General features: G+C 53.5%; 13 protein-coding genes and 2 pseudogenes. All 15 read left to right on the top strand.

The window, feature by feature from the left end:
* The first annotated feature begins 27 nt into the window (after positions 1-27).
* The 15 genes and pseudogenes from CWI35_RS03790 to CWI35_RS03715 all read left to right on the top strand — a co-directional run bounded on the left by CWI35_RS03790 (position 28) and on the right by CWI35_RS03715 (position 15661).
* Positions 28-819, top strand: a complete 792-nt coding sequence (locus CWI35_RS03790) for a DUF3388 domain-containing protein (RefSeq protein WP_011230791.1) — start codon at positions 28-30, stop codon at positions 817-819.
* A 26-nt stretch (positions 820-845) separates the two neighbouring features.
* Positions 846-1739 (top strand): helix-turn-helix domain-containing protein, encoded by an 894-nt coding sequence (locus CWI35_RS03785; protein ID WP_011230792.1) that lies wholly within the window; start codon positions 846-848, stop codon positions 1737-1739.
* Positions 1740-1819: 80 nt separating this feature from the next.
* A complete protein-coding gene (pgsA, locus tag CWI35_RS03780) occupies positions 1820-2398 on the top strand; it encodes a CDP-diacylglycerol--glycerol-3-phosphate 3-phosphatidyltransferase (protein WP_011230793.1) in 579 nt (192 codons plus the stop codon).
* Between the two features lie 27 nt (positions 2399-2425).
* Positions 2426-3670, top strand: coding sequence for a competence/damage-inducible protein A (locus tag CWI35_RS03775; RefSeq protein WP_011230794.1), 1245 nt, complete (start codon positions 2426-2428; stop codon positions 3668-3670).
* Positions 3671-3847: 177 nt separating this feature from the next.
* Positions 3848-4216 (top strand): annotated as a pseudogene (locus CWI35_RS03770) (ATPase domain-containing protein); the annotation flags it as partial.
* A gap of 713 nt (positions 4217-4929) precedes the next feature.
* Positions 4930-5133, top strand: a complete 204-nt coding sequence (locus CWI35_RS03765; RefSeq protein ID WP_119877507.1) for a hypothetical protein — start codon at positions 4930-4932, stop codon at positions 5131-5133.
* A 468-nt stretch (positions 5134-5601) separates the two neighbouring features.
* Positions 5602-6434, top strand: a pseudogene (gene recA, locus CWI35_RS03755) (recombinase RecA).
* 375 nt (positions 6435-6809) lie between these two features.
* Positions 6810-8366 (top strand): ribonuclease Y, encoded by a 1557-nt coding sequence (gene rny / locus CWI35_RS03750; RefSeq protein WP_011230797.1) that lies wholly within the window; start codon positions 6810-6812, stop codon positions 8364-8366.
* Positions 8367-8467: 101 nt separating this feature from the next.
* Positions 8468-9262 (top strand): TIGR00282 family metallophosphoesterase, encoded by a 795-nt coding sequence (locus tag CWI35_RS03745; RefSeq protein ID WP_011230798.1) that lies wholly within the window; start codon positions 8468-8470, stop codon positions 9260-9262.
* Between the two features lie 128 nt (positions 9263-9390).
* Positions 9391-9651 carry a stage V sporulation protein SpoVS gene (gene spoVS, locus CWI35_RS03740; protein WP_003251598.1) on the top strand — a complete coding sequence of 87 codons (261 nt, stop codon included), beginning with the start codon at positions 9391-9393 and terminating at the stop codon, positions 9649-9651.
* A gap of 92 nt (positions 9652-9743) precedes the next feature.
* A complete protein-coding gene (locus tag CWI35_RS03735) occupies positions 9744-10667 on the top strand; it encodes a dipeptidase (RefSeq protein WP_014195492.1) in 924 nt (307 codons plus the stop codon).
* Positions 10668-10822: 155 nt separating this feature from the next.
* Positions 10823-12595, top strand: a complete 1773-nt coding sequence (locus CWI35_RS03730; RefSeq protein ID WP_011230800.1) for a 2-oxoacid:acceptor oxidoreductase subunit alpha — start codon at positions 10823-10825, stop codon at positions 12593-12595.
* A complete protein-coding gene (locus tag CWI35_RS03725; RefSeq protein WP_011230801.1) occupies positions 12562-13428 on the top strand; it encodes a 2-oxoacid:ferredoxin oxidoreductase subunit beta in 867 nt (288 codons plus the stop codon). The genes CWI35_RS03730 and CWI35_RS03725 overlap by 34 nt, the downstream gene beginning before the upstream one ends.
* A 228-nt stretch (positions 13429-13656) precedes the next feature.
* On the top strand, positions 13657-15252 hold the full coding sequence (miaB, locus tag CWI35_RS03720) for a tRNA (N6-isopentenyl adenosine(37)-C2)-methylthiotransferase MiaB (protein WP_011230802.1): 1596 nt from the start codon (positions 13657-13659) through the stop codon (positions 15250-15252).
* The gene (locus tag CWI35_RS03715; protein WP_011230803.1) at positions 15230-15661 is read left to right on the top strand and encodes a YlbF/YmcA family competence regulator; all 432 of its coding nucleotides are present in this window, start codon (positions 15230-15232) and stop codon (positions 15659-15661) included. The genes miaB and CWI35_RS03715 overlap by 23 nt, the downstream gene beginning before the upstream one ends.
* Positions 15662-15675: the final 14 nt, after the last annotated feature.

Raw genomic sequence — 15675 nt, 5'->3', positions numbered from 1 at the left:
GCGGACACCGGCAAGGGAGGAGACGGGATGGGCAAGCAGGAATGGTATTTGGAATATGAAATTCATGTCAACCGCCCGGGGTTGCTCGGCGACGTTGCTTCGCTGCTCGGTATGTTGTCCATTAACATCGTGACGATCAACGGTGTCCGGGATTCGCGCCGCGGCATGTTGCTTTTGTGTGACAATAACGAGCAAATTGAACGGTTGGCGACGATCTTGCGGACGATGGACAACATTACGGTGACGAAGCTGCGCCAGCCGAAGCTGCTCGACCGCCTCGCCGTCCGCCACGGCCGTTATATCCAGCGCGATGCCGATGACAAAAAAACGTTCCGCTTCGTCCGTGATGAACTTGGACTGCTTGTCGATTTTATGGCGGAACTTTTTAAAGAAAAAGGGCATAAGCTCATCGGCATCCGCGGGATGCCGCGCGTCGGCAAGACAGAGTCGATCGTCGCCGCCAGCGTGTGCGCCAACAAACGATGGCTGTTTGTTTCATCGACGCTGATTAAACAGACGGTTCGCACGCAGTTGATGGAAGATGAGTATAGCGAGGACAACATTTTCATTATCGACGGCATCGTCTCAACGCGCCGCGGGAACGAGCAGCACTGGCAGCTCATCCGTGAGCTCATGCGCCTTGAGGCGACGAAAGTCGTCGAGCATCCGGACATGTTTGTTCGCCATACGGAATACACGCTCGATGATTTTGATTATATTATTGAGCTGCGCCATGAACCGGACGAAGATATTTCCTACGAAGCGATTGACCGCCCGTCATTGTTGGGCGATGACGGATTTTCCGAATTTGGGTTTTAATTTAAAAAAGTGGAAGGTGTTGGCCGTTGACGGAACTAGGAAAACGTTTGCGGGAAGCACGGGAAGAAAAAAATATGAGTTTGGACGAGCTGCAGGAGATGACGAAAATTCAAAAGCGGTATTTGATCGGCATCGAAGAAGGCAACTATGCCATCATGCCTGGAAATTTTTATGTGCGTGCCTTCATCCGGCAATATGCTGAAGCGGTCGGACTTGATCCGGATGAGCTGTTTGAACAGTATAAACAGGACATTCCCCAGTCTTATCAAGATGACATTCCGCAGACGCTGTCGCGCGTGAAGACGCGCCAGCAACTGTCTGCCGAGGGGGCGAAATGGCTCGATTGGCTGCCGAAAGTGATTGTCGCGGCGGTCGTCATCGGGGCGGCTGTCCTCGTTTGGGTGCTGCTCCAGCACGGCGCCGCAAATGAGCCGCCGACAAAGACAAGCCCAAAAACAGCGGAGGTCGAAAAGCCGAAACATTCGCCGCTTGAGCAGGCGAAACAAAAGCAGTCGGCGAAGGAAACGGACGAGAAGGCAACGAATGAAAACGGACAGCAAAATGAACAGCCAGCGCCGACTGGCGAAGAAGAACAGCCGGCTGCGGCGATGAATGTGACGGAAAAGCGCGGCAACACGGCGACGATTGAAGTCGCCAGCTCCGGCGCGTTTTCCATCGAGCTTTCATCCAAAGGAACGTCATGGGTCGAAGTATACAATACGAAAGGCCATACGTTTTACCGCGGCAACTTGACAAGCGGGCAGACGAAAACGTTCGATCTGTCGGCCGAAAGCGAAGTATGGGTGAAAATCGGGCGTACGCTGGACGTCGACATGAAGGTAAACGGCCAGCCGTTTGCCTATCCGTTTGCCCCGAAAGAGGAAGTATACCAAAAGCTGCATTTCGTGTTGAAGAAATGATGGAACAGGGCGCTTTTCCGCAGGAAGGCGCCTGCTTTTCGCACGGACTGAACTATGTTGAATGAGCGGAGGTATTTGTGGTGAACTTGCCGAATAAAATTACGGTAGCGCGCATTATGCTCATCCCGTTTTTCTTGATCGTGATGCTCGTTCCGTTCGGGTGGGGAAGCATCCAAATCGGCGGGACAGAGCTTCCGGTTGCCCATCTTGCCGGCGCGCTCATTTTCATCATCGCCTCAGCGACGGACTGGATCGATGGCTACTATGCCCGCAAATACGGGTTGGTGACGAATTTAGGAAAATTTTTAGATCCGCTTGCCGATAAATTGCTTGTGTCGGCGGCGCTTATCGTGCTTGTCGAGCTCGGGGCCGTTCCGGCGTGGATGGTGATTGTCATCATCAGCCGCGAGTTTGCCGTCACCGGCTTGCGGCTCGTGCTTGCCGGCGAGGGGGAAGTCGTCGCTGCCAACATGCTTGGCAAAATCAAGACATGGACGCAAATTGTCGCCATTTCCGCTTTATTGTTACATAACTTCCCTTTCTCGCTCATTTCGTTTCCGTTCGCTGAATTGGCGCTGTGGGTGGCGGTCATTTTCACGATTTGGTCTGGCTGGGATTATTTTGCGAAAAACAGACATGCGTTTTCCCATTCGAAATAGCCGGCCACAAAGGGGGAGAAAAGTCTGTTGAACGCGGAGATCATTGCCGTTGGCTCTGAGCTGTTGCTTGGGCAAATCGCCAATACGAACGCCCAGTTTTTGTCGCAGCAGCTGGCGATGCTTGGCATTAACGTCTATTTCCATACCGTCGTCGGCGACAACGCCGGCCGCCTTGAGCAGGCGGTGAAAACGGCGCAAACGAGAGCGAACCTCATCATTTTCACCGGCGGCCTCGGCCCGACGAAAGACGATTTGACGAAGGAGACGATCGCCCGTTTGCTTGGCCGCCGGCTCGTGATCGACGAGGAAGCGCTCCGAGCGATTGAGGTGTATTTTGCCCGCACAAACCGGCCGATGACAGAAAACAATAAAAAGCAGGCGCTCGTCTTGGAAGGATCGACGGTGCTGAAAAACGAGCACGGCATGGCGCCAGGGATGGCGCTTGTGGCAGACGGCATTACGTACATGCTGCTGCCCGGGCCGCCGAAAGAAATGCGGCCGATGTTCAAAAAATACGGAAACGCCTTTTTGCGCCGTACGTTTTCGCTTTCCGAGCGCATCGAGTCGCGCGTGCTCCGCTTTTTTGGCATCGGTGAATCAGCGCTCGAGACGGCGATTGCGGATTTGATCGACGCCCAGTCGAATCCGACGATCGCGCCGCTGGCCGGCGACGGTGAAGTGACGCTTCGTCTGACAGCGAAGCATCAGGATGAGGCGGAGGCGAAGCGGCTTCTTGACGAAGTGGAATCGGCCATTTTGGCGCGCGTCGGCCGCCACTGCTACGGATATAACGATGAAACGTTGTTTACAAAGACGCTCGAGCGGTTAAAAGAAAGAGGATGGACGATCGCGTCGGCCGAAAGTTTGACCGGCGGCCTTTTTCTCGAACAGCTCACCGCCCTCCCCGGCGCGTCGCAAGTCGTGCAGGGCGGTGTCGTCTGCTACACAAACGGCGTCAAAGAACAGGTGCTTGGCATACCGCGCCCGCTGCTTGAGGCAGAAGGGGCGGTGAGCGAGCCGTGCGCCCGTTTGCTTGCTGAAAACGTCCGCGCGATGTGCGATGCGGATATCGGCATCAGCTTCACCGGCGTCGCCGGACCCGATCCGCTTGAGGGCCACCCGCCCGGCACCGTGTATATCGGCATCGCCGTCCGCGGGCGCGATGCGACTGTCCACCGTCTGATGCTGTCCGGCACGCGTGATGCCATTCGCATCCGCACCGCCAAATACGGCTGTTTTTTTCTGCTTGAGATGCTCGCGGCCGACTGCTGATCGGCCGCCCCCTTCCTTGAACATTCTCCACCGCACATCGTTTTTTCCACCGCATGAGTATGGCGATTGTTGCTAGTTTCTCCACCGAAAAAACGAATGGACGTTCGTTTTTTGCTTGGCAATGGCCGCAAAACGCGGTATAGTATAAGTAGTCCTAGAATAAGGAGGAGTAGGTTAGTGAACCAAGATCGTCAAGCTGCATTGGAGCAGGCATTAAAACAAATTGAACGACAGTTTGGCAAGGGGGCCATCATGAAGCTCGGCGAGCAAGTCGACCGCAAAGTGTCGGTCGTGCCGAGCGGTTCGCTGGCGCTCGACATCGCGTTAGGAGTCGGCGGCTATCCGCGCGGGCGGATTGTGGAAATTTACGGCCCGGAATCGTCCGGGAAAACGACCGTTGCCCTTCACGCGATCGCTGAAGTGCAAAAGCGGGGCGGGCAAGCAGCTTTCATCGACGCAGAGCATGCGCTCGATCCGATTTACGCACAAAAATTAGGGGTCAATATCGATGAATTGCTGCTTTCCCAGCCTGACACGGGCGAGCAAGGTGCGTCACGTTTCCGTATAAGTGCGTAGGCACGAAAGCGGAGTCCGATGGGAACATCGGGACAACTCTACAGCCGAGTTGGAAGGTGAAATTCCTTCCCGTGGTGATAGTCCTATATCCACGAGCCTGAGACTCCTGCATGCATTCCGGTGCACCCTCACCGGGATGTATGAAGCCAGGTGAAGTCGTAACCCAAGTAGCCTAAGGCCGCAAAATGTGGCTATGGCGAAAGTGGTGCGGGGCTCCTTAAAAGACGCCTATGGTGACGAAAGGAACCTATGCGTGAAGCTCGGTTACCGGTGCTCCCTGAAAAGGGACCATACAGGACGAACCACCGTGTCTTGTTTGCGGTGTTTCCTTTAACCGGCTGGCTTAGTTCGGTTACTGCTCTGATGGGTAGCGGACGTTCCAATCAGAGGTCCTGCCGAGTAGAGTAGGCACCTAAGGGCGTTCAAAAGAAGGGATAGGCTGTAGGGAACGTGAGAGGCCCCCTAAGGAGGAGACAGGGCTGGTCGATGATATCTTAGGGGGAGTCAGCGGTTCCATAGTAATGATGAAGGAGCGCCGTTTGAACCCCAAAGGCAACGATGGGGGAGGAAAAAACGCTCTGGAGTGAAGGGAACCAGCCGGGGCGGCAAAGTATCTACATGTTACGGCAAGCAGGCTAATTCATGGCACTTCCACCCAGTATTATAAAAAGGGAGAAAGGAGCATGAAGGTAAACAAACTTGTCGTAAAAAGCGAACAGGACTTGAGAAACTGCTTGGATCTTCTTTATCAAGAAGCTAAAAAGGGAAAACATTTTTACGGCATGCTTGAGTTGCTTCAAAATGATGTTGTCATTTTAGAAGCTATTCGCAATATTAAAAGCAATAAAGGTAGCAAAACGGCGGGGATTGATCTATCCAACCGCTAAGGGCCTATACAGTATGCAACAGTATTCAAACAAGAAATGACCCCATACACTGCAGACGGCAGAAAAATGTATGAAGAAAAGCATAGAAAAATACGATTGCCGGATAAAATGAGTCTGTTCGATCACGATTCGATATTCATCTACATTTTATCTGAGCATAATGATGGGAAATATAATCTTGAATATTTCTTAAATAGGGTGAATGTATTTCACAGAGATAAAGGAAAATGCAAAATATGTGCCGTATACTTAAGTCCCGGTAACTTCCACTGCCATCATATTGACCCGAGTAAACCTTTAAGTGAGATCAATAAGACCGTTAATCTAATTAGCTTATGCAACCAATGCCATAGGCTTGTCCATAGCAACCAAGAACCGCCGTTTACAGAACGAAAAATGTTTGACAAACTAACGAAATATAGGAACAAGCTGAAAATATAAAAGTCCTGTTCGCTGGAAGAATTGTAGGTGCTGCTGCCATGTCATCGCGAGGTGATATGGTGGAGAGATAGCCCAAAGGGGCTATCGAAGCTGTCCCGGTGGAACGCCGTGTGCGGGGAAACTCGCACGCACGGTGTGGGGTGGGGGAAAAGCCGGAGATTGCATCAAAGGCTTACCTATCACTATCGCTCGAAATCGCGGAAGCGCTCGTGCGAAGCGGCGCGGTCGATATTATCGTCATCGACTCGGTGGCGGCGCTTGTGCCGAAAGCGGAAATTGAAGGGGAGATGGGCGACGCCCATGTCGGCTTGCAAGCGCGGCTTATGTCCCAGGCGCTTCGCAAGCTGTCTGGCGCCATTAACAAATCGAAAACGATCGCCATCTTCATCAACCAAATTCGCGAAAAAGTCGGCGTCATGTTTGGCAATCCGGAAACGACGCCGGGCGGGCGGGCGCTCAAGTTTTACGCTTCCGTCCGCCTAGAGGTGCGCCGCGCCGAGCAAATTAAGCAAGGCAATGATATGGTCGGCAACAAGACGAAAATTAAAGTCGTCAAAAACAAAGTTGCGCCGCCATTTAAAACGGCTGACGTCGACATTATGTACGGCGAAGGCATTTCCCGCGAAGGGGAAATTCTCGACATGGCGTCCGAATTGGACATCGTGCAAAAAAGCGGTTCGTGGTATTCGTACAAAGACGAGCGGCTTGGCCAAGGGCGGGAAAACGCGAAGCAATTTTTGAAGGAAAACCCGCACATCGCCGATGAGATCGCCCGCGCCATCCGCCAGCATTACGGCATCGACGTTGAAGAGGGAACGAGCGAACCGCAGCAAGACGGGTTCGGATTGCTTGAAGAATAACGGGACAAGGCGTCCTGGCAAGCTGCCGGGGCGCCTTTTTCCATCCGTTCGGCCTGCCAAGGAGAGCGATAAGCCTAAAAAAGGACGGCGTGCGGAACGGTCTTGTTCCGTTGTCATCCTCTAGGCGCGTCGGTGTAATATCTTGACAATTCCTATTGCCGCCTTTACAATGAACATGTATATTTGTCCATACGCGCGGCAGGGCCATACGCCCGCCCGCTGCGGCGGACCGCCTTCGTGCGGAAGGCTGCGCGGGTCGATTGTGATGCCAAGCGACTGAGCTAATGGATTGAAAACGGGAATGTCCATCTGCGCCGGTCATGGCGGTGAGAAGAGAGAGCGAAAGGAAACCGAACAGCAAGAGGAGGTGAAACGATGGGTTCGATCATCATCTCCGCTTTGCTTGCCTTAGTCATTGGTGCCGTTGTTGGCTTTTTTGTTCGCAAATCGATTGCCGAAGCGAAAATCGGCGGGGCGAAAGCCGCTGCCGAACAGCTGATTGAGGAGGCGAAACGCGAGGCGGACGCCTTGAAAAAAGAGGCGCTTCTCGAAGCGAAAGACGAGATTCATAAACTGCGTACGGAGGCGGAGCGTGATATCCGCGACCGGAGAAGCGAGCTCCAAAAACAAGAAAACCGCCTGATGCAAAAGGAGGAAAATCTCGACCGCAAAGATGAAGCGCTCAACAAACGTGAGGCGTTGCTTGAGGCAAAGGAAGAAGCGTTGAACGAAAGACAACAGCATATTGAACAAATGGAAAGCAAAGTGGAAGCGCTCGTCAAACAACAACAAGCCGAACTTGAACGCATTTCCGGCCTGACGCGCGACGATGCCCGCCAGCTCATTTTAGAGCGCGTCGAGAAAGAGCTGTCGCATGAGATTGCGATGATGATCAAAGAGGCGGAAACGCGGGCGAAAGAGGAGGCAGACAAACGGGCAAAGGCGATTTTGTCGCTTGCCATCCAACGTTGCGCCGCCGACCATGTCGCCGAAACGACTGTTTCCGTCGTCAATTTGCCAAACGACGAAATGAAAGGGCGGATCATCGGGCGCGAAGGGCGGAACATCCGCACGCTCGAGACGTTGACCGGCATCGATTTGATCATCGACGATACGCCGGAAGCGGTCATTTTGTCCGGATTTGACCCGATTCGCCGCGAGACGGCGCGCATCGCGCTCGATAAGCTTGTGCAAGATGGCCGCATCCATCCAGCGCGCATTGAGGAAATGGTCGAAAAGGCGCGCCGCGAAGTGGATGAGCATATCCGCGAAGTCGGCGAACAGACGACGTTTGAAGTCGGTGTTCACGGCTTGCATCCGGATTTGATCAAAATTTTAGGGCGGCTCAAGTTCCGAACGAGCTACGGACAAAACGTCTTAAAACACTCGGTGGAAGTGGCGTTTTTAGCCGGACTGATGGCGGCCGAGCTTGGGGAGGACGAAATGCTGGCGCGCCGGGCCGGCTTGCTTCATGACATTGGCAAAGCGATCGACCACGAAGTCGAAGGAAGCCATGTGGAAATCGGCGTTGAGCTGGCGACGAAGTATAAAGAACATCCGGTCGTCATCAACAGCATCGCTTCCCACCATGGCGATACGGAACCGACGTCGGTCATCGCTGTGCTCGTCGCGGCGGCCGATGCGCTGTCGGCGGCGCGGCCGGGAGCGCGCAGCGAAACGCTGGAAAACTATATCCGTCGTCTAGAGAAGCTTGAAGAAATCGCCGAATCGTACGAAGGCGTTGAAAAATCGTACGCCATTCAAGCTGGGCGTGAAGTGCGCATTATGGTCAAACCAGATATGATCGACGATTTGGAAGCGCACCGGCTGGCGCGTGACATCCGCAAACGAATCGAAGAAGAGCTCGATTACCCGGGCCATATTAAAGTGACGGTCATCCGCGAAACGCGGGCGGTCGAATACGCGAAATAAAGTGGCTATTGCCACTTTCTTTTTTTGTGCGTAAAATAGGAGGGTATAACGATGCGGAGATGGGCGCAAGGCGATATTTTTCGTTTAGAAAGGGATCAGGGATGAGAATTTTATTTATCGGCGACGTCGTCGGTTTGCCGGGGCAAAAAATGGTGGAGCACTATTTGCCAAGGCTGAAGGAAAAACATCGGCCGGACGTTGTTGTGATCAACGGCGAAAACGCCGCCGGCGGGAAAGGAATCACCGAACCGATTTACCGGGCGCTTCTCGCTTGGGGGGCTCATGTGATCACGTTGGGCAATCACGCATGGGACAAACGCGATATTTTTGAGTTTATCGATCAGGCGAAGGCGTTGATTCGCCCGGCGAATTACCCGCCCGGCACGCCGGGAAAAGGCATCGTCTTTGTGCCGACCGAGCATGGCGAAGCGGCGGTCATCAATTTGCAAGGGCGGGCGTTTTTGCCGGCGATTGACTGCCCATTTCAAAAGGCGGACGAGCTGATCGCCGCCGCCTCCGCGCGCACGCCGGTCATCATCGTCGATTTCCATGCCGAGGCGACGAGTGAAAAACAGGCGATGGGCTGGTACTTAGACGGCCGCGTATCCGCGGTCATCGGCACGCATACACACGTCCAGACGGCCGATAACCGCATTTTGCCAAGAGGGACGGCGTACATTACCGACGTTGGCATGACCGGTCCATACGACGGCATTTTAGGCGTCGATCGAGAGGCGGTGCTGCGCAAATTTTTAACCGGGCTGCCAGTTCGTTTCGACGTCAAGGAAGGACGAAGCCAATTGAATGCCGTCTTTGTTGATGTAGACGAAAAAAGCGGACGGGCGTTTCGCATTGAACGGTTGATCATTAACGATGACCACCCTTATTTTGAATAGTCCATCTTTTAAAAATTTTTTAAAATGTCCTCCTCCCATGCAGGAATAGTTGTCGAAACAGTGAATATAGTTACAATGAAGACCTTTTACCGAAATCATTTTCCAAGGAAACGAGGGAGGAGCTAGGAATGGAAATATTAAAAGTTTCAGCAAAATCGAATCCGAACTCTGTAGCTGGTGCACTTGCCGGGGTGTTGCGCGAGCGCGGCGCAGCGGAAATTCAAGCGATCGGCGCAGGTGCATTGAACCAAGCCGTTAAAGCAGTAGCGATCGCACGAGGGTTTGTGGCACCGAGCGGCATGGACTTGATTTGCATTCCGGCGTTTACGGATATTATCATCGACGGAGAAGAGCGGACAGCGATCAAATTGATTGTCGAACCTCGTTAACTGGATGATCAGACAATGGCGGCTATAACCTGTTGGCGCCTTCGGCTGCGAAGGCAGGCAGGTTATTTTTGCTTTTTCAAGGGGGGAACGGAATGATCTTCGATGCACATTGCGATGTGTTGATGAAGTTATGGCAAGATCGGTCTCTGTCGTTTTACGACGGAGCTTCGCTTCACGTCACTCTTTCCGGGATGGCGGAAGCAGGGGTGAAAGTGCAATGCTTTGCCATCTACATACCGGAAACGGTGCCGGAGGAAGCCCGGTTCACTGTTGCGCTGGAGATGGTGGACATCTTCTTTGCCCGCATTATCGATGCGTTTCCGTCTGTGAAGTTCGTGCGGACGAGACGGGATATCGCCGCCCTTAAAAAAGAGGAAGTCGGCGCCATGTTGACGCTGGAAGGGTGCGACGCCATCGGCGTCAACCTTGTCAAGCTAAAGACGCTCCTCCGCCTCGGCGTCGCTTCCGTAGGGTTGACATGGAACTTCCCGAACGCTGTCGCTGACGGAGCGTGGGAGAAGCGCGGCGCCGGGCTGACGGCGTTTGGCCGGCAAGTCGTTGCACTTCTTAATGAAGCAAAACGATGGGTCGATGTGTCCCACTTATCGGAGAAAGCGTTTTGGGATGTCATCGAGATGGCTCGGTTCCCCATCGCTTCCCATTCCAACGTGCATCGTCTATGCCCACATCCACGCAACTTAACCGATGAGCAGATCAAAGCGTTGATCGAAAAAGACGGCATGATCGGCATTAATTTCGTTCCGTATTTTTTGACGGCGAAGAAAAACGAGGCGATGATCGCTGATGTGCTTCGCCATCTCGACCATATATGCGCGCTCGGGGGGGAAAACAACGTCGGGTTTGGCTCCGACTTCGATGGCATCACGGAGACGGTCGCCGGCCTTGGAACGGTAAGGGAATATGCGCGGCTTGTCAACGAGTTGTACAAGCATTACTCCACCGAGCAAGTATCCCGCTTTTTATTCGGCAACTTCTACGCCCATTTGCCGGAGTGACGAATATCACTGAGTATCGGCTCTGCGTATCCTAGAATAGAAGACAGGGCATCCGCGGCGCCGGCTGAAAAAGGCGTTCAAAATGGTAGTTTCCTTGTCAGAAAAGTGGTACAATAGTAGCGAAAGGCTGGAGTGAATATAAAGGGGTGTAATTCATGATCGAACAGCTGTCATGGAAGGTAGGCGGCCAGCAAGGGGAAGGAATTGAAAGTACAGGGGAAATTTTTTCCACAGCGCTGAACCGCCTCGGATATTACTTATATGGATACCGCCATTTTTCTTCACGCATCAAAGGGGGTCATACGAACAACAAAATTCGCGTCAGCACGAAACCGGTGCGGGCGGTCGCTGATGATTTGGACATCTTGGTGGCGTTCGACCAAGAGACAATCGACTTCAACTTCCACGAGCTGCGTGACGGCGGCATCGTCATTGCGGACGCCAAATTCAATCCAGTGATTCCGGAAGGAAAAGGAGTGGCGCTTTACGCCGTTCCGTTCACCGATATCGCTACACAGCTTGGCAATCCGCTGATGAAAAACATGGTTGCCATCGGCGCGACAAGTGCGGTGCTCGATTTGGACGCCGCCGTGTTCGAAAGTGTTGTTGTGGATACATTTGGGCGCAAAGGGGCGCAAGTCGTTGAGAAAAACATGGAAGCGATTCGCGCTGGAGCGCAATATATGAAAGAGCAGCTCGATGGTTCGACGAAAACGATGAAACTAGCCAAAGCCGACGGCAAACGGCGAATGTTCATGATTGGCAACGACGCCATCGCCTTGGGCGCCATTGCCGGCGGGGCGCGCTTTATGGCCGCCTATCCGATCACCCCAGCTTCGGAGATTATGGAGTATTTGATTAAAAAGCTGCCGGATTTTGGGGGCGCGGTCATCCAGACAGAAGATGAAATCGCAGCCTGTACGATGGCGATCGGCGCCAACTATGCGGGCGTGCGGGCGTTCACCGCTTCCGCCGGACCCGGGTTGTCGCTTATGGCCGAAGCGATCGGACTAGCTGGGATGACGGAAACACCGCTTGTTGTGGTTGACACGCAACGAGGCGGTCCAAGCACCGGCTTGCCGACAAAGCAAGAGCAGTCGGATTTGCTCGCGATGATCTATGGCACGCACGGGGAAATTCCCAAAATTGTCATGGCGCCAAGCACGGTCGAAGAAGCGTTTTACGATATGGCGGAAGCGTTCAACTTAGCTGAGGAATACCAATGCCCGGTCATTTTCCTGTCGGATTTGCAGCTGTCGCTCGGCAAGCAGACGGTTGAGCCGCTTGATTACGATCGGATCGAGATCCGCCGCGGCAAGCTGATGAATGGTGAGCTGCCGCCGCTTCCGGACAAAGACAACTTCAAACGGTATGAAATCACGCCGGACGGTGTTTCGCCGCGGGTGCTGCCGGGAACAAAATACGGCATCCACCATGTCACCGGGGTCGAACACGCCGAAACAGGCCGCCCGTCAGAGACGGCGGCAAACCGCCGGGCGCAAATGGAAAAACGGATGCGCAAACTCGAGCACATCCACTTCCCGACGCCGGTGCACAAACAACTCCGCCACGAAGAACCGGATTTGCTCCTTGTTGGCTTTTTATCGACGCGCGGAGCCATTGAAGAAGCGATGGAGCGGCTCGAGCAAGATGGCGTCAAAGTCAACCATGCGCACATCCGTCTGCTTCATCCGTTCCCGGTTGACGACGTGCGGCCGCTTGTCGAGAAAGCGAAACGAGTCGTCGTCGTCGAGCAAAACGCCACCGGGCAGCTGGCGAACTTGTTGAAAATGAACGTCGGGCACGCTGATAAAATCGCCAGCGTCTTAAAATTCGACGGCAATCCGTTCTTGCCGGGCGACGTCTATACTAAATGCAAGGAGTTGTTAGCGCAATGGCCACCTTTAAAGATTTCCGCAATGATGTGAAACCGAACTGGTGTCCGGGGTGCGGCGACTTTTCCGTGCAGGCCGCCATCCAGCGCGCGGCCGCCAATCTCGGGTTGGAGCCGCACGAACTCGCGGTCATTTCCGGGATCGGCTGCTCGGGCCGCATTTCCGGCTACATTCACTCTTACGGCTTTCACGGCACGCACGGCCGCGTTTTGCCGCTGGCGCAAGGAGTGAAAATGGCGAACCGCGATTTGACGGTCATCGCCGCCGGCGGGGATGGCGACGGATTCGCGATCGGCATGGGGCACACGGTTCATGCCATTCGCCGCAACATCGACATCACATACATCGTCATGGACAACCAAATTTACGGGTTGACGAAAGGACAAACATCGCCGCGCAGTGCTGCCGGCTTCCAAACAAAAAGCACGCCGCACGGGTCGATCGAGCCGGCTTTGTCGCCGCTTGAGATCGCGTTAAGCGCCGGAGCGACGTTTGTCGCGCAAGGTTTCTCAAGCGATTTAAAAGAATTGACGAGCTTGATTGAGGAAGGCGTCAAGCATAAAGGCTTTGCGCTCATCAACGTCTTCAGCCCGTGCGTGACGTACAACAAAGTGAATACGTACGAGTGGTTCAAAGAGCGGCTCATCAAGGTGAGCGACATCGAAGGATACGACCCGTCCGACCGGGAGATGGCGATGCAGACGGTCATGAAATACGATGGGCTCGTCACCGGGATCATTTATCAAAACAAAGAACAAAAGTCGTACCAAGAGCTTGTGCCAGGCTACAGCGAGGCGCCGCTTGCCGAGGCGGAGCTGAAAATGAGCAAAGAAAAGTTCGCCGAACTCGTAGCAGAGTTTATGTAAAAATGGAAATAATTTGCACCCGATGGAGGCTTGCCTCATTGGGTGTTTTTTGTTATCATGACATGTTCCGGTCCTCCGGAACAAACCCCATTGTGTTTCCTTGCCGCTCGCGATATACTATGGTAGTGTGTGGTTGGAAGAAATTTGCCGAGGCGAGGCCGGCTGCACAGGAAACGGCGGCCGCTCGTCTCGGATGATCGAATGATTTTGTGAAGAAAGGAGATTGCTATGAACGAAAAACAACGTTTGGAGCAAACGGGACAAATCAAAACCGAAAGCCATCCAGCGGACAGAAAATCCGCCTTGGACCGGCTGAAAGAAAAAACGACGAAAGACTATGAGAAATATTTCACGAGCGTGTTTCTCCCGCCGAATTTAAAAGAGGCGAAGAAACGCGGCAAAGAGGAAGTCAAGTACGTCAAAGACTTTTCGATTCCTGAAGAGTTTCGCGGCATGGGGCGCGGACGGAAGTTTTACATCCGCACGTATGGCTGTCAAATGAACGAGCACGATACGGAAGTGATGGCCGGCATTTTCATGGCGCTCGGCTATGAGCCGACCGACCGTCCGGAAGAGGCAAACGTCATTTTGCTCAACACGTGCGCGATCCGTGAAAACGCGGAAAACAAAGTGTTTGGCGAGCTCGGCTACTTAAAGCCGCTCAAAACGACGAACCCGGACTTATTGCTCGGCGTGTGCGGCTGTATGTCGCAAGAAGAATCGGTTGTCAAGAAAATTTTAAAGCAATACCAATACGTCGACCTTATTTTCGGCACGCACAACATCCATCGCCTGCCGTACATTTTGCATGAGGCGTACATGTCGAAAGAAATGGTCGTCGAAGTATGGTCGAAAGAGGGCGACGTTGTTGAAAACTTGCCGAAAGTGCGCAAAGGGAAGATTAAAGCATGGGTCAACATTATGTACGGCTGTGACAAGTTTTGCACGTACTGCATCGTTCCGTACACGCGCGGCAAAGAGCGAAGCCGCCGTCCGGAAGACATCATCCAAGAAGTGCGCCAGCTCGCCGCCCAAGGCTATAAAGAAATTACGCTCCTTGGGCAAAACGTCAACGCTTACGGAAAAGATTTCACCGACATCCAGTACGGCCTTGGCGATTTAATGGATGAGCTGCGCAAAATTGACATTGCGCGCATCCGCTTCACAACGAGCCATCCGCGCGACTTTGACGACCGGCTCATCGAAGTGCTCGCCAAACGCGGCAACTTGGTTGAGCATATCCATTTGCCGGTGCAATCGGGCAGCACGGAAATTTTAAAAATGATGGGCCGCAAATATACGCGCGAGGAGTACTTGGAGCTCGTTCGCAAAATCAAAGCCGCCATTCCGGATGTCGCGTTGACGACGGATATTATCGTCGGCTTCCCGAACGAGACGGACGAGCAGTTTGAAGAAACGCTGTCGCTTTACCGTGAAGTCGAATTTGACTCGGCCTACACGTTCATCTATTCACCGCGCGAAGGCACGCCGGCGGCGAACATGAAGGACAACGTGCCGATGGAAGTGAAAAAAGAGCGGCTCAAGCGTCTCAACGACCTTGTTCAGGAAATCGCGGCCAAGAAAATGAAGCAATACGAAGGGCAAGTCGTCGAAGTGCTTGTGGAAGGCGAAAGCAAAACGAATCCGGACGTATTGGCGGGTTATACGCGCAAAAACAAGCTCGTCCACTTCGTCGGCCCCAAATCGCTCATTGGCCAATTGGTCAACGTGCGCATTACGCAGGCAAAGACGTGGACGCTGACGGGCGAGCTAGTCAATGAAGCGATCGAGGTGAACGAACATGGCAAAATATACGCGGGATGATATCTTGGCCCAGGCGAAGCAGCTGGCGAAAATGATCGCCGAAACGGAAGAAGTCGACTTTTTCAAACGAGCGGAAGAAAAAATCCACCAAAACGAAAAAGTGCGCACGTTGATCAACGAGCTGAAATCGTTGCAAAAGCAAGCGGTCAACCTTCAGCATTACGGAAAACATGAAGCGCTGAAACAGGTTGAGGCCAAAATTGACGCCATTTACGAAGAGTTGTCGCAAATTCCGATCGTCAGCGAATTCCAGCAGTCCCAATCCGATGTGAACGACCTGCTTCAGCTCGTCGCCTCGACGATTTCGAATACGGTGACCGATGAAATTCTCGCTTCGACGGGCGGCGACGTGCTGCGCGGCGAAACCGGCGCCGCGCTTCGCTACAACAAACACGGCGGCTGCCATTAATGGCATGCGGCTCA

Source organism: [Bacillus] caldolyticus (genome assembly GCF_003595605.1).
GTDB classification, from domain to species: domain Bacteria; phylum Bacillota; class Bacilli; order Bacillales; family Anoxybacillaceae; genus Geobacillus; species Geobacillus thermoleovorans.
The sequence above is the reverse complement of the archived record's forward strand: the minus strand, read 5'-3'. Positions and strand labels throughout refer to the sequence as shown.